Raw genomic sequence first — 19,383 nt, 5'->3', positions numbered from 1 at the left:
AGAACACGCATGGATAAGATTTTTGAGTCCATAGAAGAATGGATGCGTAACCTCCTTACAGGCATGGTCAGCTCAAACCTGACGAACATGTTTACCGATGTGAATGAAAAAACCGGTGACATCGCTAGTCAGGTTGGGCAAACGCCCCAGGGCTGGAGTGGCAGTATTTTCAGCTTGATCCAAAATCTGTCGGATTCTGTGATCGTACCGATTGCCGGAATGATCATAACCTTTGTGTTGTGCTATGAGCTGATTTCCATGCTCACCGAAAAGAACAACATGCATGACATAGATACATGGATGTTTTTCAAATATTTCTTCAAGATGTGGGTTGCAGTATGGTTCGTAAGCAATGCTTTTACGATCACAATGGCAATTTTTGATGTTGGACAGAATGTAGTGAACCGGGCTGCAGGTGTTATCAACCAGCAGACGGCAATCAATATTGATTCGGTAATCACCTCGATGGAGACAGCAATGGAATCAATGGAAGTAGGGGAGCTGATTATACTGGCACTGGAAACGCTTCTGGCGAGCTTGTGCCTAAAGGTTATATCCGTTTTTATAACGGTCATTTTATATGGTCGTATGATAGAAATTTATCTGTATTCGTCAATCGGTGCAATCCCATTTGCCACTATGAGCAACCGGGAATGGGGACAGATTGGCAGCAATTATTTAAGAGGATTGTTTGCACTGGCATTTCAGGGATTTTTTATCATGGTATGCGTGGGCATTTATTCTGTGCTGGTTGCAAACATACAGGTATCCGACAATGTGCATACGGCACTGCTCAGTGTAATGGCATATACAGTGATACTGTGTTTCAGTCTTATGAAAACAGCTAATTTCTCAAAGAGCATCTTTAATGCACACTAAATGTGGAAAAGGAGACGATGAAAATGGCTTTTGTATCAGTACCAAAAGATCTGACAAAAGTAAAAAATAAAATTATTCTCAACCTTACAAAACGACAGCTTATCTGCCTTGGTATTGCAGCGGCAGTAGGGCTTCCGTTTTATTTCCTGTCAAGGGAATTGATTGGTTCGAGTAATGCGGCAACCGGGATGTGTCTGTTGATGCTTCCGGCTTTTTTATTTGCTATGTATGAGAAAGATGGACTTCCTTTGGAGAAAGTCCTCAAAAACGTGATTACAGTAAAATTTATCCGTCCCCCGGTACGGAAATATGAGGTGGAAAACCTCTATGAAAAAAAGAAAATTTTGACAAAAGCGAAAGGAGGTAACGTTTGTGGAAAAATTAAGAAACGATAAGAATCTTCCAGAGCAGACAGAAGAATTTTCCAATCTGGATGACTGGTGGCTGGATGAAGAGGATTCTGCTGATAGTTTACCAGTGTTTGATCCGGACGAGGCAGAAAATTATGCAAAGGACAGACAGCGTTTGACGGGAGTACCGATGGTTACTGGGTATGAAGCACTGGAGCGACACCGAGGTGTTCGCAGACCAAGACGTAAATTAAGCAGACGGGAAAAACGTGCCTGGAAAAAAGCCCAGAAATATGAACTGAAATTACATAAGACACACGAAAAGGAAGAGAAAAAACTTGCGAAGCAGGCGGCAAAACAGGCTGCTCGTGAAGAAAAGGCGGCACAGAAACAGGCAAAGAAAGAAGAAAAGCATAAAAAAAAGACAAAGCCGCCGGGTTCTGTAAAATCCAGCGAGGAAAAAGGTGCTGCAAAGAAAATATCAAGCACGAATAAAGACAATAGAAATAAAGGGAAAAACATTACCGCACAGCAGTCCATCCCATATAGAGAAATGGGAAAAGACGGAATCTGTCGTGTGGAGGATGGGTATTATTCAAAGACGATTCGTTTTTATGATATCAACTATCAGTTAGCACAGAATGAGGATAAAAATGCAATTTTTGAGAACTGGTGTGATTTCCTGAATTATTTTGACAGCACCATCCATTTTCAGTTGTCCTTTATCAATCATCACAGCAACATGATGGAATATGAAGATGTGATCCGTATTAAAAAGCAGAATGACAGTTTTGATAATCTGCGTATGGAATTTGCCCAGATGCTTAGAAATCAGTTGGCAAAAGGAAATAATGGTCTTGTCAGAACCAAGTACATTACATTTGGAATTGAAGCTGACAATATCCGGGAAGCAAAACCAAAACTGGAACGTATTGAAACAGATATACTCAATAATTTTAAGGTTTTTGGGGTATCTGCGTATCCGTTAAATGGTGTAGAGCGTTTGCAGATCATGTATGAAACATTCAACCAGAATGTCAAAGTGCCATTCAGGTTCAGCTATGATGATATGCTGCGTACCGGGCTGAATACAAAGGATTATATTGCTCCATCCAGTTTCCTGTTCAAAAATGGAAAGGATTTTCAGATGGGAGATACCATCGGAGCAGTATCCTATCTGCAGATTCTGGCACCAGAGTTGACGGATAAAATGCTTGCTGAATTTCTGGAAATGGACTGTAACCTGCTTGTTAATCTGCATATTCAGTCCATTGACCAGATGAAAGCAATCAAATTGGTTAAAAGTAAGGTTACGGACATTAACCGCATGAAAATTGAGGAACAGAAAAAAGCGGTACGCTCCGGATATGATATGGATATTATTCCGTCTGATCTGAACACATATGGTGGAGAGGCGAAAAGGCTTCTGGAAGATTTACAGTCGAGAAATGAAAGAATGTTTCTTGTGACGGTTGTGTTTTTAAATACAGCAAAAAATAAACAGGAACTGGAAAATGTGGTATTCCAGACGGCAGGTATCGCACAGAAATATAACTGTGCATTAAAAAGACTGGACTATCAGCAGGAACAGGGCCTTATGAGCAGTTTGCCACTTGGAAGAAACTGGATTCCGATCAAGCGGGCATTGACTACCACATCGACAGCTATTTTTGTCCCATTTACAACGCAGGAACTGTTTATGGGCGGAGAATCTATCTATTATGGGTTAAATGCCCTGTCTAATAACCTGATTATGGCAGATCGGAAAAGGCTGAAGAATCCAAATGGGCTGATACTTGGTACTCCTGGATCTGGTAAATCCTTTGCAGCAAAAAGAGAGATTACCAATGTATTTATTGTCACAAAAGACGACATTATCATCTGTGATCCGGAGGGAGAATATTTTTCGTTAGTCCGGGCATTTAACGGGCAGGTTATCCGTATTTCTCCGACCAGTCATGATTACATCAATCCAATGGACATTAACATCAATTATGCGGATGATGACGATCCGCTATCTCTGAAATCAGATTTTATCCTTTCGCTTTGTGAACTGGTAGTAGGAGGGAAAAATGGTCTGGAACCAGTGGAAAAAACAATCATTGACCGATGTGTACGTCTGGTATATCAGGACTATCTTGCTGATCCGGTCCCGGAGAAAATGCCAATCCTGGAAGATTTATATAATCTGCTTCGCAAACAGGAAGAGGCAGAGTCGCAGAGGCTGGCAACTGCACTGGAAATCTATGTAAATGGTTCCCTGAAGGTATTCAATCACCGCACAAATGTAGAACTGAATAATCGTCTGGTATGTTTCGATATTAAAGACCTTGGTAAACAGCTTAAAAAACTTGGCATGTTGATTGTTCAGGATCAGGTTTGGAACAGGGTAACAGTCAACCGTTCTGCACATAAGTCAACCAGATATTATATTGATGAGTTCCATCTGTTGCTGAAAGAGGAACAGACAGCAGCATACAGTGTAGAAATTTGGAAGAGATTCCGTAAGTGGGGCGGTATTCCGACTGGTATCACGCAGAACGTAAAAGATCTGCTTGCTTCAAGGGAAATCGAGAATATCTTTGAAAACTCAGATTTTATCCTGATGCTTAACCAGGCATCTGGGGATCGACAGATTCTGGCAAAACAGCTTAATATTTCAACACACCAGCTTTCCTATGTAACAAACAGTGGAGAGGGAGAAGGACTGATCTTTTATGGAAATACAATTATTCCATTTAAGGACAGATTCGATAATACCCTTATGCTTTATGCGTTGATGTCATCGAAACCGGAAGATGTAGAGAAGCGTGAAAAACTCGGCATTAAAGGCAGAGACGATAGTTAAAGGGGCAATGGCAGAGCATGAGAAAATGGGTGGCAGGATTATTACTTTCTATATCCGTTATATTGCTTACGATCAGTCTGTATTTCCTGATGGGATTTTTTGTGCAGGAAAGACAGGATAACCAGTTACAGCAAGAGTTACAGGAACTTATGCAGGAAAAAGAGGACGATTCAGAGGAAGATACTTCCGACGATTTAGAGGTAGATGCTGGAATTTTGGCATTGCATGAAGAGAATCCAGATTGTATTGGCTGGCTGACCATTGATGGAACGAGAATAGACTATCCGGTCATGTACCGGCCCGGAGATAAAAATTATTATCTGCATCGGGATTTTAACGGGGAATATTCTGCAAATGGCTGTTTATTTCTGGCAGAGGAATGTGTACCAGGAAATTCGGACAATCTGATCATATATGGACATCACATGAACAGTGGAAAGATGTTTGCTGATCTTGAAAAATATAAGGACGAAGGATTTTACGAAGAACATCCGACAATCCTGTTCCGCACGATATGGGGAAATGAACAGTATCAGATATTTGTAGCATTTACAACACCCGTTTATACAGGGAATGATTTTGATTATTACAGTTTTATCAAAGCGGGAACAGTGGAGGATTATAAAAAATTTGTTGCTTCCGTTAAGGAAAAATCACTTTATCAGACAGGAACAACAGCAAAATACAGAGATAAGTTACTTACACTGTCTACTTGTGAGTATTCCCAGAAAAATGGGCGTATGGTACTGGTTGCAAAGAAAAATAACGGAAAATTACCATAGATCAGGAGATGATGACCATGCAGGAGCATGAATATAAAGCAAGGGACAAGACTGTCCAGAAGATGAGCCGGGATGGACTCCGGGAAAAAAATCTCCGCAGTAAAAAGGAAAAGCGGATTACCGGGCGTGAGGCAGATGAGAAGAAAATAGCCGGACACAGGGAACAGGAGCTGGACTTTGGAAAGGTTAGAAAAACTCATACTGCAGAAGAAACAGTTGAGGGAGTGAAAGAAGGAAAACACAGACTGCAGTCCAGACACGCTTTTCTGGAACAGGAAGAATTTGCGGAAGCGGAAGAAATGGAAAACTCAGAAATGAGTGATGATAAAGCAGGCGGGGAGAAATCTCCGTCTGTTTCACGTTCCAGACTTCGTAAAGAGAGTATCCGGGGACATCCGGGACGTGATGCTGAAACATCGGAACCGGACAGGCAGAGCCGAAAGAAAAAGATGGTCGTAGCTTATGCAGCGAAAGAGCAGAAACGCTACCATGAAAAGTCAGAAGTTGATGAAAAATCAATGGAAGATTTTCGGGAAGAGATTAAAGGAAAGACGAAAAGGGAACAGACGCTAAAAGAACAGAAAAAATCAAAATCCCGTCTTTCCTTTGAAGATGAAAGTAAAGGTATGATTCCAGGTAGCGGAATGGCAAGAAAGGGGGCAAACGTTGTTTCAGAAACGGTATCTGCTTATGGTCAGAAAAAAATCAGAGAGGATACCGATGATAATGCTGCTCTTGATGCAGCAGATCAGATGGAATTTGCGGGAGAAAGCCTTGCAAGAAAGTCAATTTACGTTCGGGAACGGTTGAAAGAAAACCGACAGAGAAATAATCGGTTGAGGGAAACCGTTTTGGAAGAAACAGAAAAATCTCGCCTACAGTTTAGCACCAGTGCTTCCAATGAAGCAAAAAAGGCGGTTCAGAAAGAAGCAGAGCAGAAGAAACAGTCTGCATTAAAGAAATTACTGCAGAAAAAGCGTTACCAGAAGCAATATCAGGCTGCGAAACAGGGAAAAGCTGTGAAGGACGCAGTGCTTGTAAATGCACAGCGATTTACGGAAAAAGCCAAAGCTGCGGTTAAGGAGCTTGTGGCACAGAACAGAAATATCCTCCTGTCCATAGGAGTTCTGGTGCTGCTGTTTGCGTTAATGGCAACGAGCCTGTCAAGCTGTGCTGCGTTATTCCAGGGCAGTTCCAATGCTATTATTTCTACCAGTTATTCCAGTGAGGATGAGGATATTTATGCTGCGGAAAATGCTTATGTGGCATTGGAAAATGCACTGAATGAGCAGATCAATCAGATGAAAGCAAACCATTCCGACTATGATGAGTTCCAGTTTCAGATTGATGAGATCGGACACAATCCGTATCAGCTTATTTCTTATTTGACAGTCAAGTATGGCGGTTTTACCTATGCCGAGGTTGCGGATGAGATTCAGGAGATTTTCAGGGAACAGTATGGATTATATACGGATTCAACACGAGAAACCGTAACAGAAAAGAAAACAGTCAGGGTTGGAGAATCACTGGGACAGGTTGTGACCAGTGGATATTGCAACTGTCCGATTTGTTGCGGGCAGTGGAGTGGAGGCCCGACTGCAAGTGGAGCGTATCCACAGGCGAATCACACGATTGCGGTGGATGCTTCTAATCCATTTGTGCCAATGGGAACCCATGTCATTATGAATGGTGTGGAGTATGTAGTTGAGGATACCGGAAATTTTGCACAGTATGGTGTGCAGTTTGATGTATTCTACGGCGATCATGCTTCTGCGTCAGCACATGGGCATCAGACCTGGGAAGCATACATAGCAGACAGCAATGGAAGTCAGGAAGTGGAAGTAACGACAACAAGAGAAGTGAACCGGCTGGATGTAACACTTACGAACCATAACCTGGATGCAGTTTTAAGAAACCGTATGACAGACAAGGAACAGGAGCAGTATGACGCTTACAACAAATACTATGGAAATCGTGATTATCTGTTTGACCTTAACACAATTCCGACAGGTGGGGCAGGCTTTGGATATGATATTCCGGCAGAAGCACTTTCTGATCCGCAGTTTGCCAAGATGATCCGGGAAGCGGAAAAATATCTGGGTTATCCGTATGTCTGGGGCGGTGCATCGCCATCTACCAGTTTTGATTGCTCTGGTTTTGTATGCTGGGTAATCAATAATTGCGGAAATGGATGGAACGTGGGAAGAACAACAGCGGACGGACTTCGTTCTTATTGTTCCTATGTATCTCCATCTGATGCAAAACCGGGAGATCTGATCTTTTTCCAGGGAACTTATGATACGCCGGGAGCGAGCCATGTTGGAATTTATGTAGGAAATAACATGATGATTCATTGCGGGAATCCGATTCAGTATACAAGCATTGCAAGTTCTTACTGGCAGCAACATTTTATGGCATTTGGCAGACTTCACTAGAAGGGAGTGAATAAGAGATGAATATGCGATTAAAAAAGGTTCTGGATGATATTCAGAAAACTGAAAACAAGATTCTGGAATTGCAGGAGCATGTAAGGCAACTGAGAATCCAGAAAAAGCAGATGGAAGATGCAGAAATCATTAAGGCAATCCGTTCCATGAAAATGGATAGCCGAAAGATGCTGACTTTTCTGGATGGAATTCAGAACGGAACAGTTACCATGCAGTTTGATGAAGAGGGCAATCTTTCTATGGATAGTTCTGAAACAGGTATAAAGAAAGAAGAAAATATGGATAGCGAAATGTTAACCGGACTGATAGAAGAAAGAGAGGATTTGGAAGATGAAGAATAAAGTAATGAAAAAAATTTTGATGATTATGTTGTCGTCAACAATACTGATGGGTTCTGCCAGTGTGACTGCATTTGCACAGGCAAATGAAAATGCAGAGCAGACAGAAGCAGTGGAACAGGTGATAGAAGAACAGCCGGCAGAGCAGCCTACCACAGAGGAAACACCGTTTTCCACACCGGGAAACGGACAGCTTGTGGATGATAAGGAGAATGACAGTTCCAAGCAGTTTCTGACTGTACAGACAAAGAATGGAAATACCTTTTATATGGTCATTGACCGTTCCGGTACTTCCGAGAACGTGTACATGATGTCACTGGTAGATGAAAATGATCTGGCAGAGTTCTTAGACGAAAACGAGGAAACCGAGAAAAAAGAGGAATCAGCAGTTGTTCTTCCGGAAACGACTGCAGCACCAGAACCAGAAACTACCGTACAGCCAGAAACAGAAGTGAATCCAGAATCCGGTGGTAATAAAATGTTTGGTTCTGCGATCCTGGGCGGCGGCATTGTACTGGTATTCGGTGGTTTAGCTGCTTTTGTTTTAAGTAAATTCCGAAAGAAAAAAGAGGACGGTATTGTAGAGGAAGGCCTGGAATTTGCTGATGACAGTTACATCAATGAAGATGAAGAAAATGCGGAAGATCAGCAGAAATAACAAAAAAGCATAAGGTATGGAGAAAGGGCAGTTCTTTATGGACTGCCTTTTTGACAGGAACAGGAGGAAAACATGGCGAAATTTTTAGTGATTGCAGAGAAACCGAGCGTGGCACAGAGCCTTGCAAAAAATTTATCTGCTTATCAGAGAAAGGACGGGTATCTGGAGGGGAACAGTTGCATTGTCAGTTGGTGTTTGGGACACCTGGCAGAATATGCACCACCGGAAATTTATAATGAAAAATATGCAAAATGGCAGTTTGAGGATTTGCCGATCATTCCGGAAGTATGGAAAGTTCAGGTATCAGAAGATAAAAAGAAGCAGTTTGATGTGCTATGCGGCTTAATAAACCGGGCAGATGTAGCATATCTGGTCAATGGCTGTGATGCCGGAAGAGAAGGAGAACTGATTTTTAAAAGAGTTTATGATTTGGCAGGCTGTCAGAAACCAGTGAAGCGTCTGTGGATCAGTTCAATGGAAGATGAAGCCATTCAGAAAGGATTTCAGTCCCTAACTGACGGGAGAGAATATGCAGGGCTTTGTAATGCTGCGGTATGCAGGGCACAGGCGGATTGGTTGATTGGAATGAACGCAACGAGAGCCTACACAACCAGATATTTTAAGCGTTTGGTAGTTGGCAGGGTACAGACACCGACGCTTGCCATGCTGACGGAAAGAAAAGAGAAGATCGAGCATTTCAAGAAAGAAGCCTATTATAAGGTTTCTCTGTCAGATGGGAAACTTATGGTAACATCAGAGAGTATCCCGTTAGAAATGGAAGCGGAAGAATTAAGAAAACTTTGTGATGGGACAGAAGCACTGGTCACAAGGGTAAAAAGAGAGCAGAAAAAGACTTTCCCACCAAAACTTTATGATCTGACCGGTCTGCAGAGGGAAGCAAATCGTTTTTTTGGATACACTGCCCAGAAGACATTGGATATGCTGCAGGAGCTGTACGAAGAAAAGATGGTTACCTATCCGAGAACAGACAGTCAGTATGTAACCGAAGATATGAAAGAAACGGTAAAAATGCTTGCCGAAGGCATGACAGATTTTCTTCCGTTTCTGGAATCTGGACAGACTAGAGGTAACATAGATCGTGTGGTTAATAATGCAAAGGTATCTGATCATCATGCAATACTGCCGACAAAAGAAGCAATGGAAAAAGGCATGGGAGGACTTTCCAGTGGAAAGAAAAATCTGCTGATGCTGATCGGACAGCAGCTTGTTCAGGCAACAGGGGAAGAGTACCTTTATGAGCAGACAGAAATTTCCGTACAGTGCAAAGAACATGAATTTACTGCAAAGGGAAAGCTGCCTGTACAGATGGGCTTCAAAGAAGTGGAAGAAGCCTTTCGGAAATACTGTGTAAAGGATAAGAAACCTGACGAACCGGATCATAAGACAGAACTTCCAGAAGGATATGAGGAAGGAATGACTCTTGCCTCTGTGAAGGCAGAGAAGAGTACACATTATACTTCCCCGCCGAAGATGTTTACCGAAGATACCCTGCTTGCTGCGATGGAAACAGCGGGGAATAAGGAATTTGATTCTGAAACAGAGAAAAAAGGACTTGGGACACCGGCAACCAGAGCGAATATCATTGAGAAGCTGGTATCTTCCGGTTATGCAGAACGTAAAGGAAAACAGATTCTTCCTACCGTAGCAGGATGTGAGCTGATTCATGTAATGCCGGAGAATCTGAAATCTGCAGGCCTGACAGCAGAATGGGAGAATCAGCTTCTGATGATGGAAAAGGGGGAAATCCAGGAAGATGAATTTATGAATGGGATTGTATCCATGATTAATGAGATTCTTTCTATGTGCAGGGCAATTTCGGAAGAAGAACGGAACCGTTTTCAGATTGCAAAGGAAGTAATCGGGAAATGCCCGGTATGCGGTTCTGATGTATATGAGGGTAAGACCAATTATTACTGCTCTGACAGAAGCTGTCAGTTTGCTCTGTGGAAGTCGAACCGCTTTCTGGAAAGTATGAAAAAGTCGATGGATAAAAAGATGGCGGTGGAGCTTCTGAAAAATGGACGTACCCATGTGAAAGGACTGTATTCCAAGAAAAAAGACAGCAAATTTGATGCCGATCTGGTATTAGGGTTAGAAGATGGAAAAGCCAGATTCAGTCTGGAATTTCCTAAAAAGAAGAAATAAGGCACAGACGGAAGGAGGAATGAGTTATGGCTCATTTAGATGAGATACGGGGACTTGCGGAGTATCATGCAACCCGTATCAGCAGTTCACCAAGGGACTGGATGAATTATCTGGATACTGCAGCCAGACTGTATCGGTATCCATTTATGGATCAGCTTTTGATCCACGCGCAGCGTCCAAAAGCAACTGCCTGTGCTTCGCTGGAATTATGGAATGAAAAAATGCTGCGGTGGGTAAACCGAGGAGCAAAGGGAATTGCTCTTTTGGATGAAACCATGCAGAAAACAAGACTCCGATATGTATTTGATATTCAGGATACTCATAAGGTAAAAGGTGGAAGAACCCCTTACCTGTGGCGGTTGCAGGAGAAGCAACAGGAGGAGTTATTAAACCATTTAGAAGAAGTTTATGGACTGGAAGTTATAGATACAGGAAGTCTTTCTGATGCACTGATGGCAACAGCGAAGTATATGGTAGAAGAAAATCTGGATGAATACCTGGATGGCTTGACATATGTGATGGAAGGAACGTATCTGGAGGAGCTGGAAGAAGATACCATACGCAGTGAATTTCGCAGTCTGTTGACAGACAGCATTTATTATACGCTGGCTTCCAGATGCGGACTTGATCCGTTGGAACGGCAGGAAGAAATGGACTTCGTACATATCACAGACTATAACAGTTTATCAGTGCTGACATTTATTGGAAATGCGACGAGCATGGCCAGTGAGTCTGTGCTAGTGGATATTGGAAGATTTGTACACCGTATTTCATTAGAAGAAATGAAAAAGGGTATTGAAAATTCAGAGGAAAGGAATTATAATAAATTCAACACGTTAATTCGTGAAAGCGAAGAAAACAACAACAGAATCATAGAAAACGAATATTCACAGGAAGATGAAGGAGGAAATGAGCATGGAACTGACATATCATCGCAAAGGGGATTATCTGTTTCCGAATCTGACAATCCAGGAGACAGAGGTACAGATTGGGAAATACGGAATGCTGCGGAGGACATTTCTGAAGGAACACAAGAACAGCCTGTATCAGAGCCTGTTACTGACCGGGAAACTGAACAGCCATCTGGAAGAGATCGAGAAAACAGCACAGAAGAGATTGGAAGTACAGATGGCGAAACTGTTGGAGAAGAATCCGGCACCATCGAAAGAGGAGAACCCGATGGCGTGGACAGCACATATGAACAGTCTGACGGCAACAGCGGAAGAGAGCATCTTGACGGAATTGGTGTACAGCTAATTGAAGACACAAGTGAAGATCAGTTAAGTAAAGCAGAGGAAGAAATTGCCTCTGCTTTATCTTTGCCCGAACTTCCATCTGTAAATGAACAGAAAAGAGAAATCGAAAACAGAATAGCTGCCCTCTATGCCGGGGAGATTGCCATTCCAAGTGAGGTGGTCGATGAGGTTTTAAGAACCGGAGGAAACCGAAGCAAGAGCCAGCTTCGTATTATCTATAATTTTATGAGTGAACAGACACCGGAAGAATATACAGAGTTTGTGAAGCGGGAGTATGGGACTGGTGGAAAGGGCTTTGAAATCAATGGCATGGAATATTCTGTCTGGTTTGACGAAACGGGATTGCAGATTGCAGTAGGGCATACGGTTACCGATCAGATTCTGGATAAGGCGTTTTTATCCTGGGAAGATGTGAGTGGTCGTATCCATCAGCTTTTGAAGCAAGGCGAGTATGCACCACAGTCTGTACTTGATGTTGCAAGGGAGAATGCGATAAAGGAACATGCCCAGGCACTTGCCTATATGAAAGCGGATATGGCAGAGGGTGTAGCAGAACTTGTCTTTGATGAAGAGGATTTACCACATCTTCACAGTATTTATCCGGAAATTACTGATTATCTGGAAGAGAAACTAACAGATCCGGAGTGGCTGGCAGATCTGAACGAGCGTCTGGAAGGACTGGCAATGGCTTATGAGGAAGATAAAAGCATTATGCGGTTCCGCACCTATAATCCAATCAGAATATCCGGTCAGTTTCAGAAATTTGCAGCAGAAGTAATTCCATACAATGCCAGAGATGAATTCGCATGGCAGGAACATAAGGTATTTATTACTCAAGATGAAATAGATGCTTTTCTTGCCGGTGGCGGTCCGTATTCGGATGGAAGGCTTTCTACCTATTCTTTTTATCTTCTGAATGGAGATGATAAGGCAAGGACAGATTTTATCAAGGAAAAATATGGGATAGGCGGTCAGAGCCATGCTTTATGTGGAGCAGACAATTCACATGCAGATTATGATGGGAAAGGTTTGAAGCTGGAGAGAGGGGACTATGGGAATCCAGATACTTCGGTGTTGCTGCCCTGGGCAAAAGTTGCAAAAAGAATCGGCTATCTGATTGATAACCAGCAGTTCTTACGTTCCGCAGATTATTCCCGTATGCCGGAATATGAGAGGGAACGGATTGCAGGAAAAGTGATCAGTTTTTATGCAAGGCTGCCAGAAGAAATCGAGCGTCCGTTCAAGCAGGATTTCTTTAATGAAGAAGCAAGAAAAGAACTTCCTGTTATGCTGAATGATTCGGAGCAGTCGCAGAAATTGTTACAGGCGATGGACGATGCACTGGCAATGCTGCCATTGGATTTTGAATCAGTGAATGAAACTTATGAGAAGAAATTACAGCTATTGACGGAAGTACATCAGTATGTGGAAGGCAGCTATACGATTTTCCCAGCACAGGAAGTACCAGATCAGGCAGATGGCTTAGATGGATACCAGATGTCTTTATTTGATATTGTGAGTGCCTCCGAACCAGAAGAAAATACAGAAGAACCAGAAGTGGAAGAATCGTCTGCAGAAATGGAGGAGGTACAAAAAGGGGAACCAGAATCTGAGCCAGAAGATGTAGTTGTACAGGAACAGTGGAACGAGAATGTATTTGAATATCAGGGGTATCATTTTGAACCAGTGGGGATTCTTCCACAAGGTCTGGAAGGGAAAGAACTGGTAAACCAGACAAGAGGAAATACAGAATTGCATTTGACTACCTACGAGCGAGAAGATAATATTTTATATTCCTATGCAGGATTCTACGAAGCAAGTGGTTCATCAAAAGCTGATATTTTCCGGTGTATGGAAACCGGACGAAATTATATTCCAGGGGAGAATGAACTGTTTGGCTATGAGGGAGAATTTTTACCATATCTGCAGAATGAACAGGTGCAGGAACAGGAACCTCATAATTTCCATATTACGGACGATGACCTTGGCTCTGGCGGTCCGAAAGCAAAGTTTAAAGCAAATATGGAAGCTATCCGGCTGCTGAAAGAACTGGAACAGGAGCAGAGATTGGCAACACCGGAAGAACAGGAAGTGTTGTCAAGATATGTTGGATGGGGCGGTATTCCACAGGCTTTTGAAGAAAGAAACAGTGCCTGGGCAGCGGAATATACGCAGTTAAAAGGAGTCCTCACACCAGAAGAATACAGTGCAGCAAGGGCATCAACGCTGAATGCCTTTTATACTTCTCCGACAGTCATCAAGGCTATGTATGAAGCACTTGGAAATATGGGACTGAAACAGGGAAATATACTGGAACCGTCCTGTGGAGTAGGAAACTTTATGGGACTTTTACCGGAAAGTATGAGTGCTGCAAGTATGTATGGCGTAGAACTTGATCCGGTTTCCGGGCAGATTGCAAAACAGCTTTACCAGAAGAACAGGATTGCAGTACAAGGATTTGAGGAAACCAGTTACCCGGACAGCTTTTTTGACTGCGTGATTGGAAATGTACCGTTTGGGGCATATCAGGTCAGTGACCGCAAATATGACAGATACCATTTTATGATCCATGATTATTTTATTGCAAAATCCTTAGATCTGGTACGTCCGGGTGGAGTGGTGGCAGTTGTCACATCAAGCGGTACGATGGATAAGCAGAATCCGGAAGTCCGACAGTATTTCGCAAACCGGGCAGATCTGCTTGGGGCGATCCGTTTACCGAACAATGCTTTCCAGAGAAATGCCAATACCAGTGTGGTTGCGGATCTTCTGTTTTTCCAGAAAAGGGACAGGGCTGCGATCACAGAACCAGACTGGGTACAGTTAAAAACCACACCAGAAGGTTATACAGTCAATTCCTATTTTGCTAATCATCCGGAAATGGTGCTTGGAGATTTCACAACAGAAAGTACCCAGTACGGAAAACAGGAAGTAACAGTAAAGGCAAAAGCGGAAGCAGATCTGGCAGAGCAGTTAAAAGAAGCGGTAAAGCATATCCAGGGAACCATCACAGAGCAGGAGATTTCAGATACGGAACTGGAAGAACAGGTAGTATCCATACCGGCAAATCCGGATATTAAGAATTTCAGCTTTGCACTTGTCGGAGAGGACATTTATTACAGGGAAAATTCTGTTATGAATAAGATGGAACTTCCCGTTGTGACAGGCGAGCGTGTCAGAGGTATGGTTGCTATCCGGGATGCAACAAACAGGCTTCTGGAACGGCAGTTGGAAGAATGCAGTGATGAAGAGGTCGCCAGCTTACAGGCTGAATTGAACCGGGTTTATGACAGCTTTACTGCCAAGTATGGACTACTCAGCAGCAATGCAAATAAAAGGGCGTTCAGCATGGACAGCAGCTATTGCCTTTTGACTTCCCTTGAATTTCTGGACGAAAAGGGCGAGTTGAAGCGGAAAGCAGACATATTTACGAAAAGGACGATCCGCAGGGCAGAGCCGGTAACATCGGTAGACACTGCAAGTGAGGCACTGGCGGTATCTATCGGGGAAAAGGCAAAAGTGGATATTCCTTATATGATGGAGCTTACCGAGAAAACAGAGGAAGAGGTCACAGAGGAGCTTACGGGTGTTATCTTCAAGAATCCGCTTACGGATAAATGGGAGCCATCCGACGAGTATCTTTCCGGGAATGTCAGGGAGAAGCTGAACATTGCAAAGCAGTTTGCAGAGAACCACCCGGAATATATGGTCAATGTACAGGCACTGGAACGGGTACAGCCGAAAGATCTGGACGCTTCCGAGATTGAAGCAAGGCTTGGTGTAACATGGATTTCGCCGGACTATATTACAGAGTTCATGGCAGAAACATTCCATACACCACGACAGCATATCAATTATGAGCGTATCAAAGTACAGTATGCGGAAGTGACCGGACAATGGAACGTAAAAGGAAAGAACGTGGACAGCAGCAATAACCCGCTTTCCACCGCAACTTACGGAACACAAAGGGCAAATGCTTACAGGTTGTTGGAGGATGCACTGAATCTGCGTGACACAAAAATCTATGACACAATACATGATGCGGATGGGGAACACCGGGTACTGAACCGGAAAGAAACCACCCTGGCACAGCAGAAGCAGGAACTGATCCGGGAAGAGTTTAAAGAGTGGATTTTTAAGGATATGAGCCGACGGGAAACACTCTGCAAAATTTATAATGAACGGTTTAACAGCATCCGGCCAAGGGAATATGATGGCAGTCACATTCAGTTTGTCGGAATGAATCCGGAAATTAAGCTGATGGAGCATCAGAAAAATGCGGTGGCACATATCCTTTATGGAAATAATACCCTGCTTGCACACTGTGTAGGTGCAGGCAAGACGTTCCAGATGATCGCAGCCGGTATGGAGAGCAAGCGTCTGGGACTGGCACAAAAGAGTCTTTATGTGGTTCCGAACCATTTGCTGGAACAGTGGGGAAGCGATTTTTTACGCTTATATCCGGGAGCAAATATTCTGGTGGCAACGAAGAAAGACTTTGAACCGGCAAACAGAAAACGGTTCTGTTCCAGAATCGCAACAGGGGATTATGATGCGGTCATTATCGGACACAGCCAGTTTGAGAAAATCCCGCTTTCCAGGGAAAGGCAGATTTCATTGTTGGAAGATCAGATCGCAGATATTACCTATTCTATTGAAGCAGCAAAAGAGGAAGCGGGACAGCAGTATACGATCAAGCAGATGGAAAAGACAAAGAAAACCCTGAAAGCAAAACTGGAAAAACTGAATGACCAGACACGAAAGGATGATGTGGTGACTTTTGAGCAATTAGGCGTGGACAGGCTGTTTGTGGACGAGTCACATTTTTACAAGAACCTTTTTTTATACACAAAAATGCGGAATGTGGCAGGCATTTCACAGACCGATGCACAGAAAAGTTCAGATATGTTTATGAAATGCAGGTACATGGATGAGATTACCGGGGGAAAGGGAATCACGTTTGCAACGGGAACACCTGTATCAAACAGTATGACTGAATTATACACCATTATGAGATACCTCCAGTATGATACTTTAATGAATATGGGAATGGGACATTTTGATTCGTGGGCAGCAACTTTTGGAGAAACAGTTACGGCAATCGAATTGTCACCGGAAGGGACGGGCTATCGTGCAAAAACACGATTTGCCCGTTTCTTTAATCTTCCAGAACTGATTTCCATATTTAAAGAAGCTGCGGATATTCAGACTGCAGATATGCTGAATCTTCCTGTACCGGAAGCAGAATATATCAATGAAGTATTAAAGCCGAGTGAGGAACAGAAAGAAATGGTGGAAGCCTTTTCGGAACGTGCAGAACAGGTCAGGGGCGGTGCAGTAGATCCAAGGGTAGATAACATGCTCAAGATTACCAATGACGGAAGAAAATGTGCATTAGACCAGAGGCTTTTGAATGATATGCTACCGGATGCAGGGGAAAGCAAGGTAAATGCCTGTGTGGAGAATGCTTTCCAGGTATGGGAGGACGGAAAAGATACACAGGCTACCCAGTTGATCTTCTGCGACCTCAGCACACCGAAAAATGATGGAACATTCAACGTGTATGATGATGTAAGAAACAAGCTGGTGGAACGGGGAATCCCGAAAGAGGAGATCGCATATATTCATGAATATAATACGGAAGTAAGAAAAGCGGAGCTGTTTGCAAAGGTGCGGGCAGGGCAGGTAAGAATCCTGATGGGTTCCACTCCGAAACTCGGTGCTGGTACCAACGTCCAGGACAGATTACTTGCACTGCATCATCTGGACTGCCCCTGGAAACCGTCTGATCTGGAACAGCAGGAGGGACGTATTCTCAGACAGGGAAACCAGAATGACAAGGTAAAAATCTTCCGGTATGTAACGGAAAATACGTTCGATTCGTACATGTGGCAGATTCTGGAAAACAAGCAGAAGTTTATTTCACAGATCATGACCAGTAAATCCCCGGTGCGTGCCTGTGAAGATGTAGATGATACAGCTCTATCTTATGCAGAGATCAAGGCACTGGCAACAGGAAACGAATACATCAAAGAAAAGATGGATCTGGATGTGCAGGTAAGTAAACTGAAACTTCTGAAAGCAAACCACACCAGTCAGATCTATCGTCTGGAATCGGATATTGCAAAGCGGTATCCAGTACAGATTACCGCATTAAAAGAGAAGATTGCCGGTATGCGTGTGGATGCAGATGTGGTTAAAGGAATAGATTTACAGGATAATGACCACTTTGCAATGACAGTCGGTGGAAAGCTGTATACCGATAAAAAAGAAGCGGGAGTTGCACTACTTTCAGCAGCATCCGGCTTGAAGTCCGTGAAATCAGCAGGGCAGATCGGGGAATATCATGGTTTTGCACTTTCTTCAGAATATAATTTCCTGTCGAATACTTATACCATGACGATCAAGGGAAAATGTTCTTATAAAATTGAGTTCGGAAAGGATACTCTGGGCAATATCCAGAGAATTCATAATGCACTCTCTGCAATCGGGAAAAAGCTGGCAGATACCGAGCAGAATCTGGAAACGGTACAACAGCAGTTAAAGACCGCACAGGAAGAGGTGCAGAAGCCATTCCCGAAAGAAGCGGAACTGAGTGAAAAAATGGAACGTCTGGCAGAATTAAATGCCATGCTCAACATGGATGAGAAAGGGGGAGAAAATCTTCTGGCAGATGAGGGAATCGGGGAAAACCCGGAAGTAAACATGCCGGAGGAACGACAGGACAGAATTGCTGACAGTGTTCATAAAACATCTATTCTGGAAAGACTGAAAGAACAGAAACAGCAGGAGCAGACAAGAGAAACACAGCAGAAACCTAAAAAGAAACATGAACAGGAGTTATAAAGGGTATCCCGTCAGAGTGACCAGAGCTTTGGCGGGATTTTTCTATGGAGGATTTGATTATGGCAAACAGAGAAGAACAATTAAAGCAGATTACAGAGCAGTTGGAACAGGGTGTTGCAGAAATATTCACATCAGAAAAGTATACCGAATATCTGAATACAATGGCAAAGTTCCATAATTACAGTTTCAATAATACTCTGCTGATCGCCATGCAGAAACCGGAAGCGACACTGGTAGCGGGGTATCAGGCATGGCAGAAGAAATTTAACCGGCAGGTAAAAAGAGGGGAAAAAGGCATCCAGATCATTGCCCCGGCTCCGTTTAAAGAGAAACAGGAGATTGAAAAAACTGATCCGGAAACAGGAGAGATTGTGATCGGGGAAGATGGACAGCCGGAAACAGAAGTAGTAGAGCGTGTCATTACAAGATTCCGGGTTACGACAGTATTTGATGTCAGTCAGACCACAGGAGAACCGATTCCAGAGTTTGAGGTATCAGAACTGGAGGGGGATGTTCTGATCTACCATGATTTTATGGAAGCACTGAAAACGGTTGCCCCGGTTCCCATCCGTTTTATTGAGATTGATGGGGAGGCGAAAGGCTTTTATCAGCTTGTCGATAAATATATCGCTGTCCAGCCTGGCATGAGTGAAGCACAGACCATGAAAACAGCGGTGCATGAAACGGCACATGCAGTATTGCATGATCGTGACCAGATGGAAGCAGAGGGCATCGTAAAAGACCAGCTTACAAGGGAAGTGGAAGCATTATACTCAGCATTCCAAAATGTTAATCATTTTAAAGAATGCTGAG

At 43.3% G+C, this 19,383-nt stretch carries 9 protein-coding genes and 1 pseudogene; all 10 read left to right on the top strand.

What is annotated here, in order from left to right; genetic code table 11:
• Positions 1–9: 9 nt before the first annotated feature.
• On the top strand, positions 10–879 hold the full coding sequence (locus tag DXC01_RS14980) for a VirB6/TrbL-like conjugal transfer protein, CD1112 family (protein WP_002594799.1): 870 nt from the start codon (positions 10–12) through the stop codon (positions 877–879).
• A gap of 23 nt (positions 880–902) precedes the next feature.
• Positions 903–1,274 (top strand): PrgI family protein, encoded by a 372-nt coding sequence (locus DXC01_RS14975; protein ID WP_062807160.1) that lies wholly within the window; start codon positions 903–905, stop codon positions 1,272–1,274.
• Positions 1,252–4,077 (top strand): VirB4-like conjugal transfer ATPase, CD1110 family, encoded by a 2,826-nt coding sequence (locus tag DXC01_RS14970; protein WP_118619061.1) that lies wholly within the window; start codon positions 1,252–1,254, stop codon positions 4,075–4,077. The genes DXC01_RS14975 and DXC01_RS14970 overlap by 23 nt, the downstream gene beginning before the upstream one ends.
• Before the next feature lie 29 nt (positions 4,078–4,106).
• Entirely contained in the window at positions 4,107–4,859 is a 753-nt protein-coding gene (srtB, locus tag DXC01_RS14965; RefSeq protein ID WP_243111632.1) for a class B sortase, read from the top strand.
• A 17-nt stretch (positions 4,860–4,876) separates the two neighbouring features.
• The gene (locus DXC01_RS14960; RefSeq protein WP_062807163.1) at positions 4,877–7,294 is read left to right on the top strand and encodes a C40 family peptidase; all 2,418 of its coding nucleotides are present in this window, start codon (positions 4,877–4,879) and stop codon (positions 7,292–7,294) included.
• Between the two features lie 17 nt (positions 7,295–7,311).
• On the top strand, positions 7,312–7,647 hold the full coding sequence (locus DXC01_RS14955; RefSeq protein ID WP_062807164.1) for a DUF4315 family protein: 336 nt from the start codon (positions 7,312–7,314) through the stop codon (positions 7,645–7,647).
• The gene (locus tag DXC01_RS14950) at positions 7,637–8,302 is read left to right on the top strand and encodes a CD1107 family mobile element protein (RefSeq protein ID WP_062807165.1); all 666 of its coding nucleotides are present in this window, start codon (positions 7,637–7,639) and stop codon (positions 8,300–8,302) included. The genes DXC01_RS14955 and DXC01_RS14950 overlap by 11 nt, the downstream gene beginning before the upstream one ends.
• Positions 8,303–8,374: 72 nt before the next feature.
• Positions 8,375–10,468 carry a type IA DNA topoisomerase gene (locus DXC01_RS14945; protein WP_062807166.1) on the top strand — a complete coding sequence of 698 codons (2,094 nt, stop codon included), beginning with the start codon at positions 8,375–8,377 and terminating at the stop codon, positions 10,466–10,468.
• Between the two features lie 26 nt (positions 10,469–10,494).
• Positions 10,495–18,570, top strand: a complete 8,076-nt coding sequence (locus DXC01_RS21060) for a DEAD/DEAH box helicase family protein (RefSeq protein WP_118619059.1) — start codon at positions 10,495–10,497, stop codon at positions 18,568–18,570.
• 59 nt (positions 18,571–18,629) lie between these two features.
• Positions 18,630–19,370: pseudogene (locus tag DXC01_RS14935) on the top strand (ArdC-like ssDNA-binding domain-containing protein); the annotation flags it as partial.
• Positions 19,371–19,383: the final 13 nt, after the last annotated feature.

Source organism: Blautia sp. OM07-19, from assembly GCF_003481595.1.
Lineage (GTDB): Bacteria > Bacillota > Clostridia > Lachnospirales > Lachnospiraceae > Blautia_A > Blautia_A intestinihominis.
This window is presented reverse-complemented; position numbering and strand designations above follow the sequence as displayed.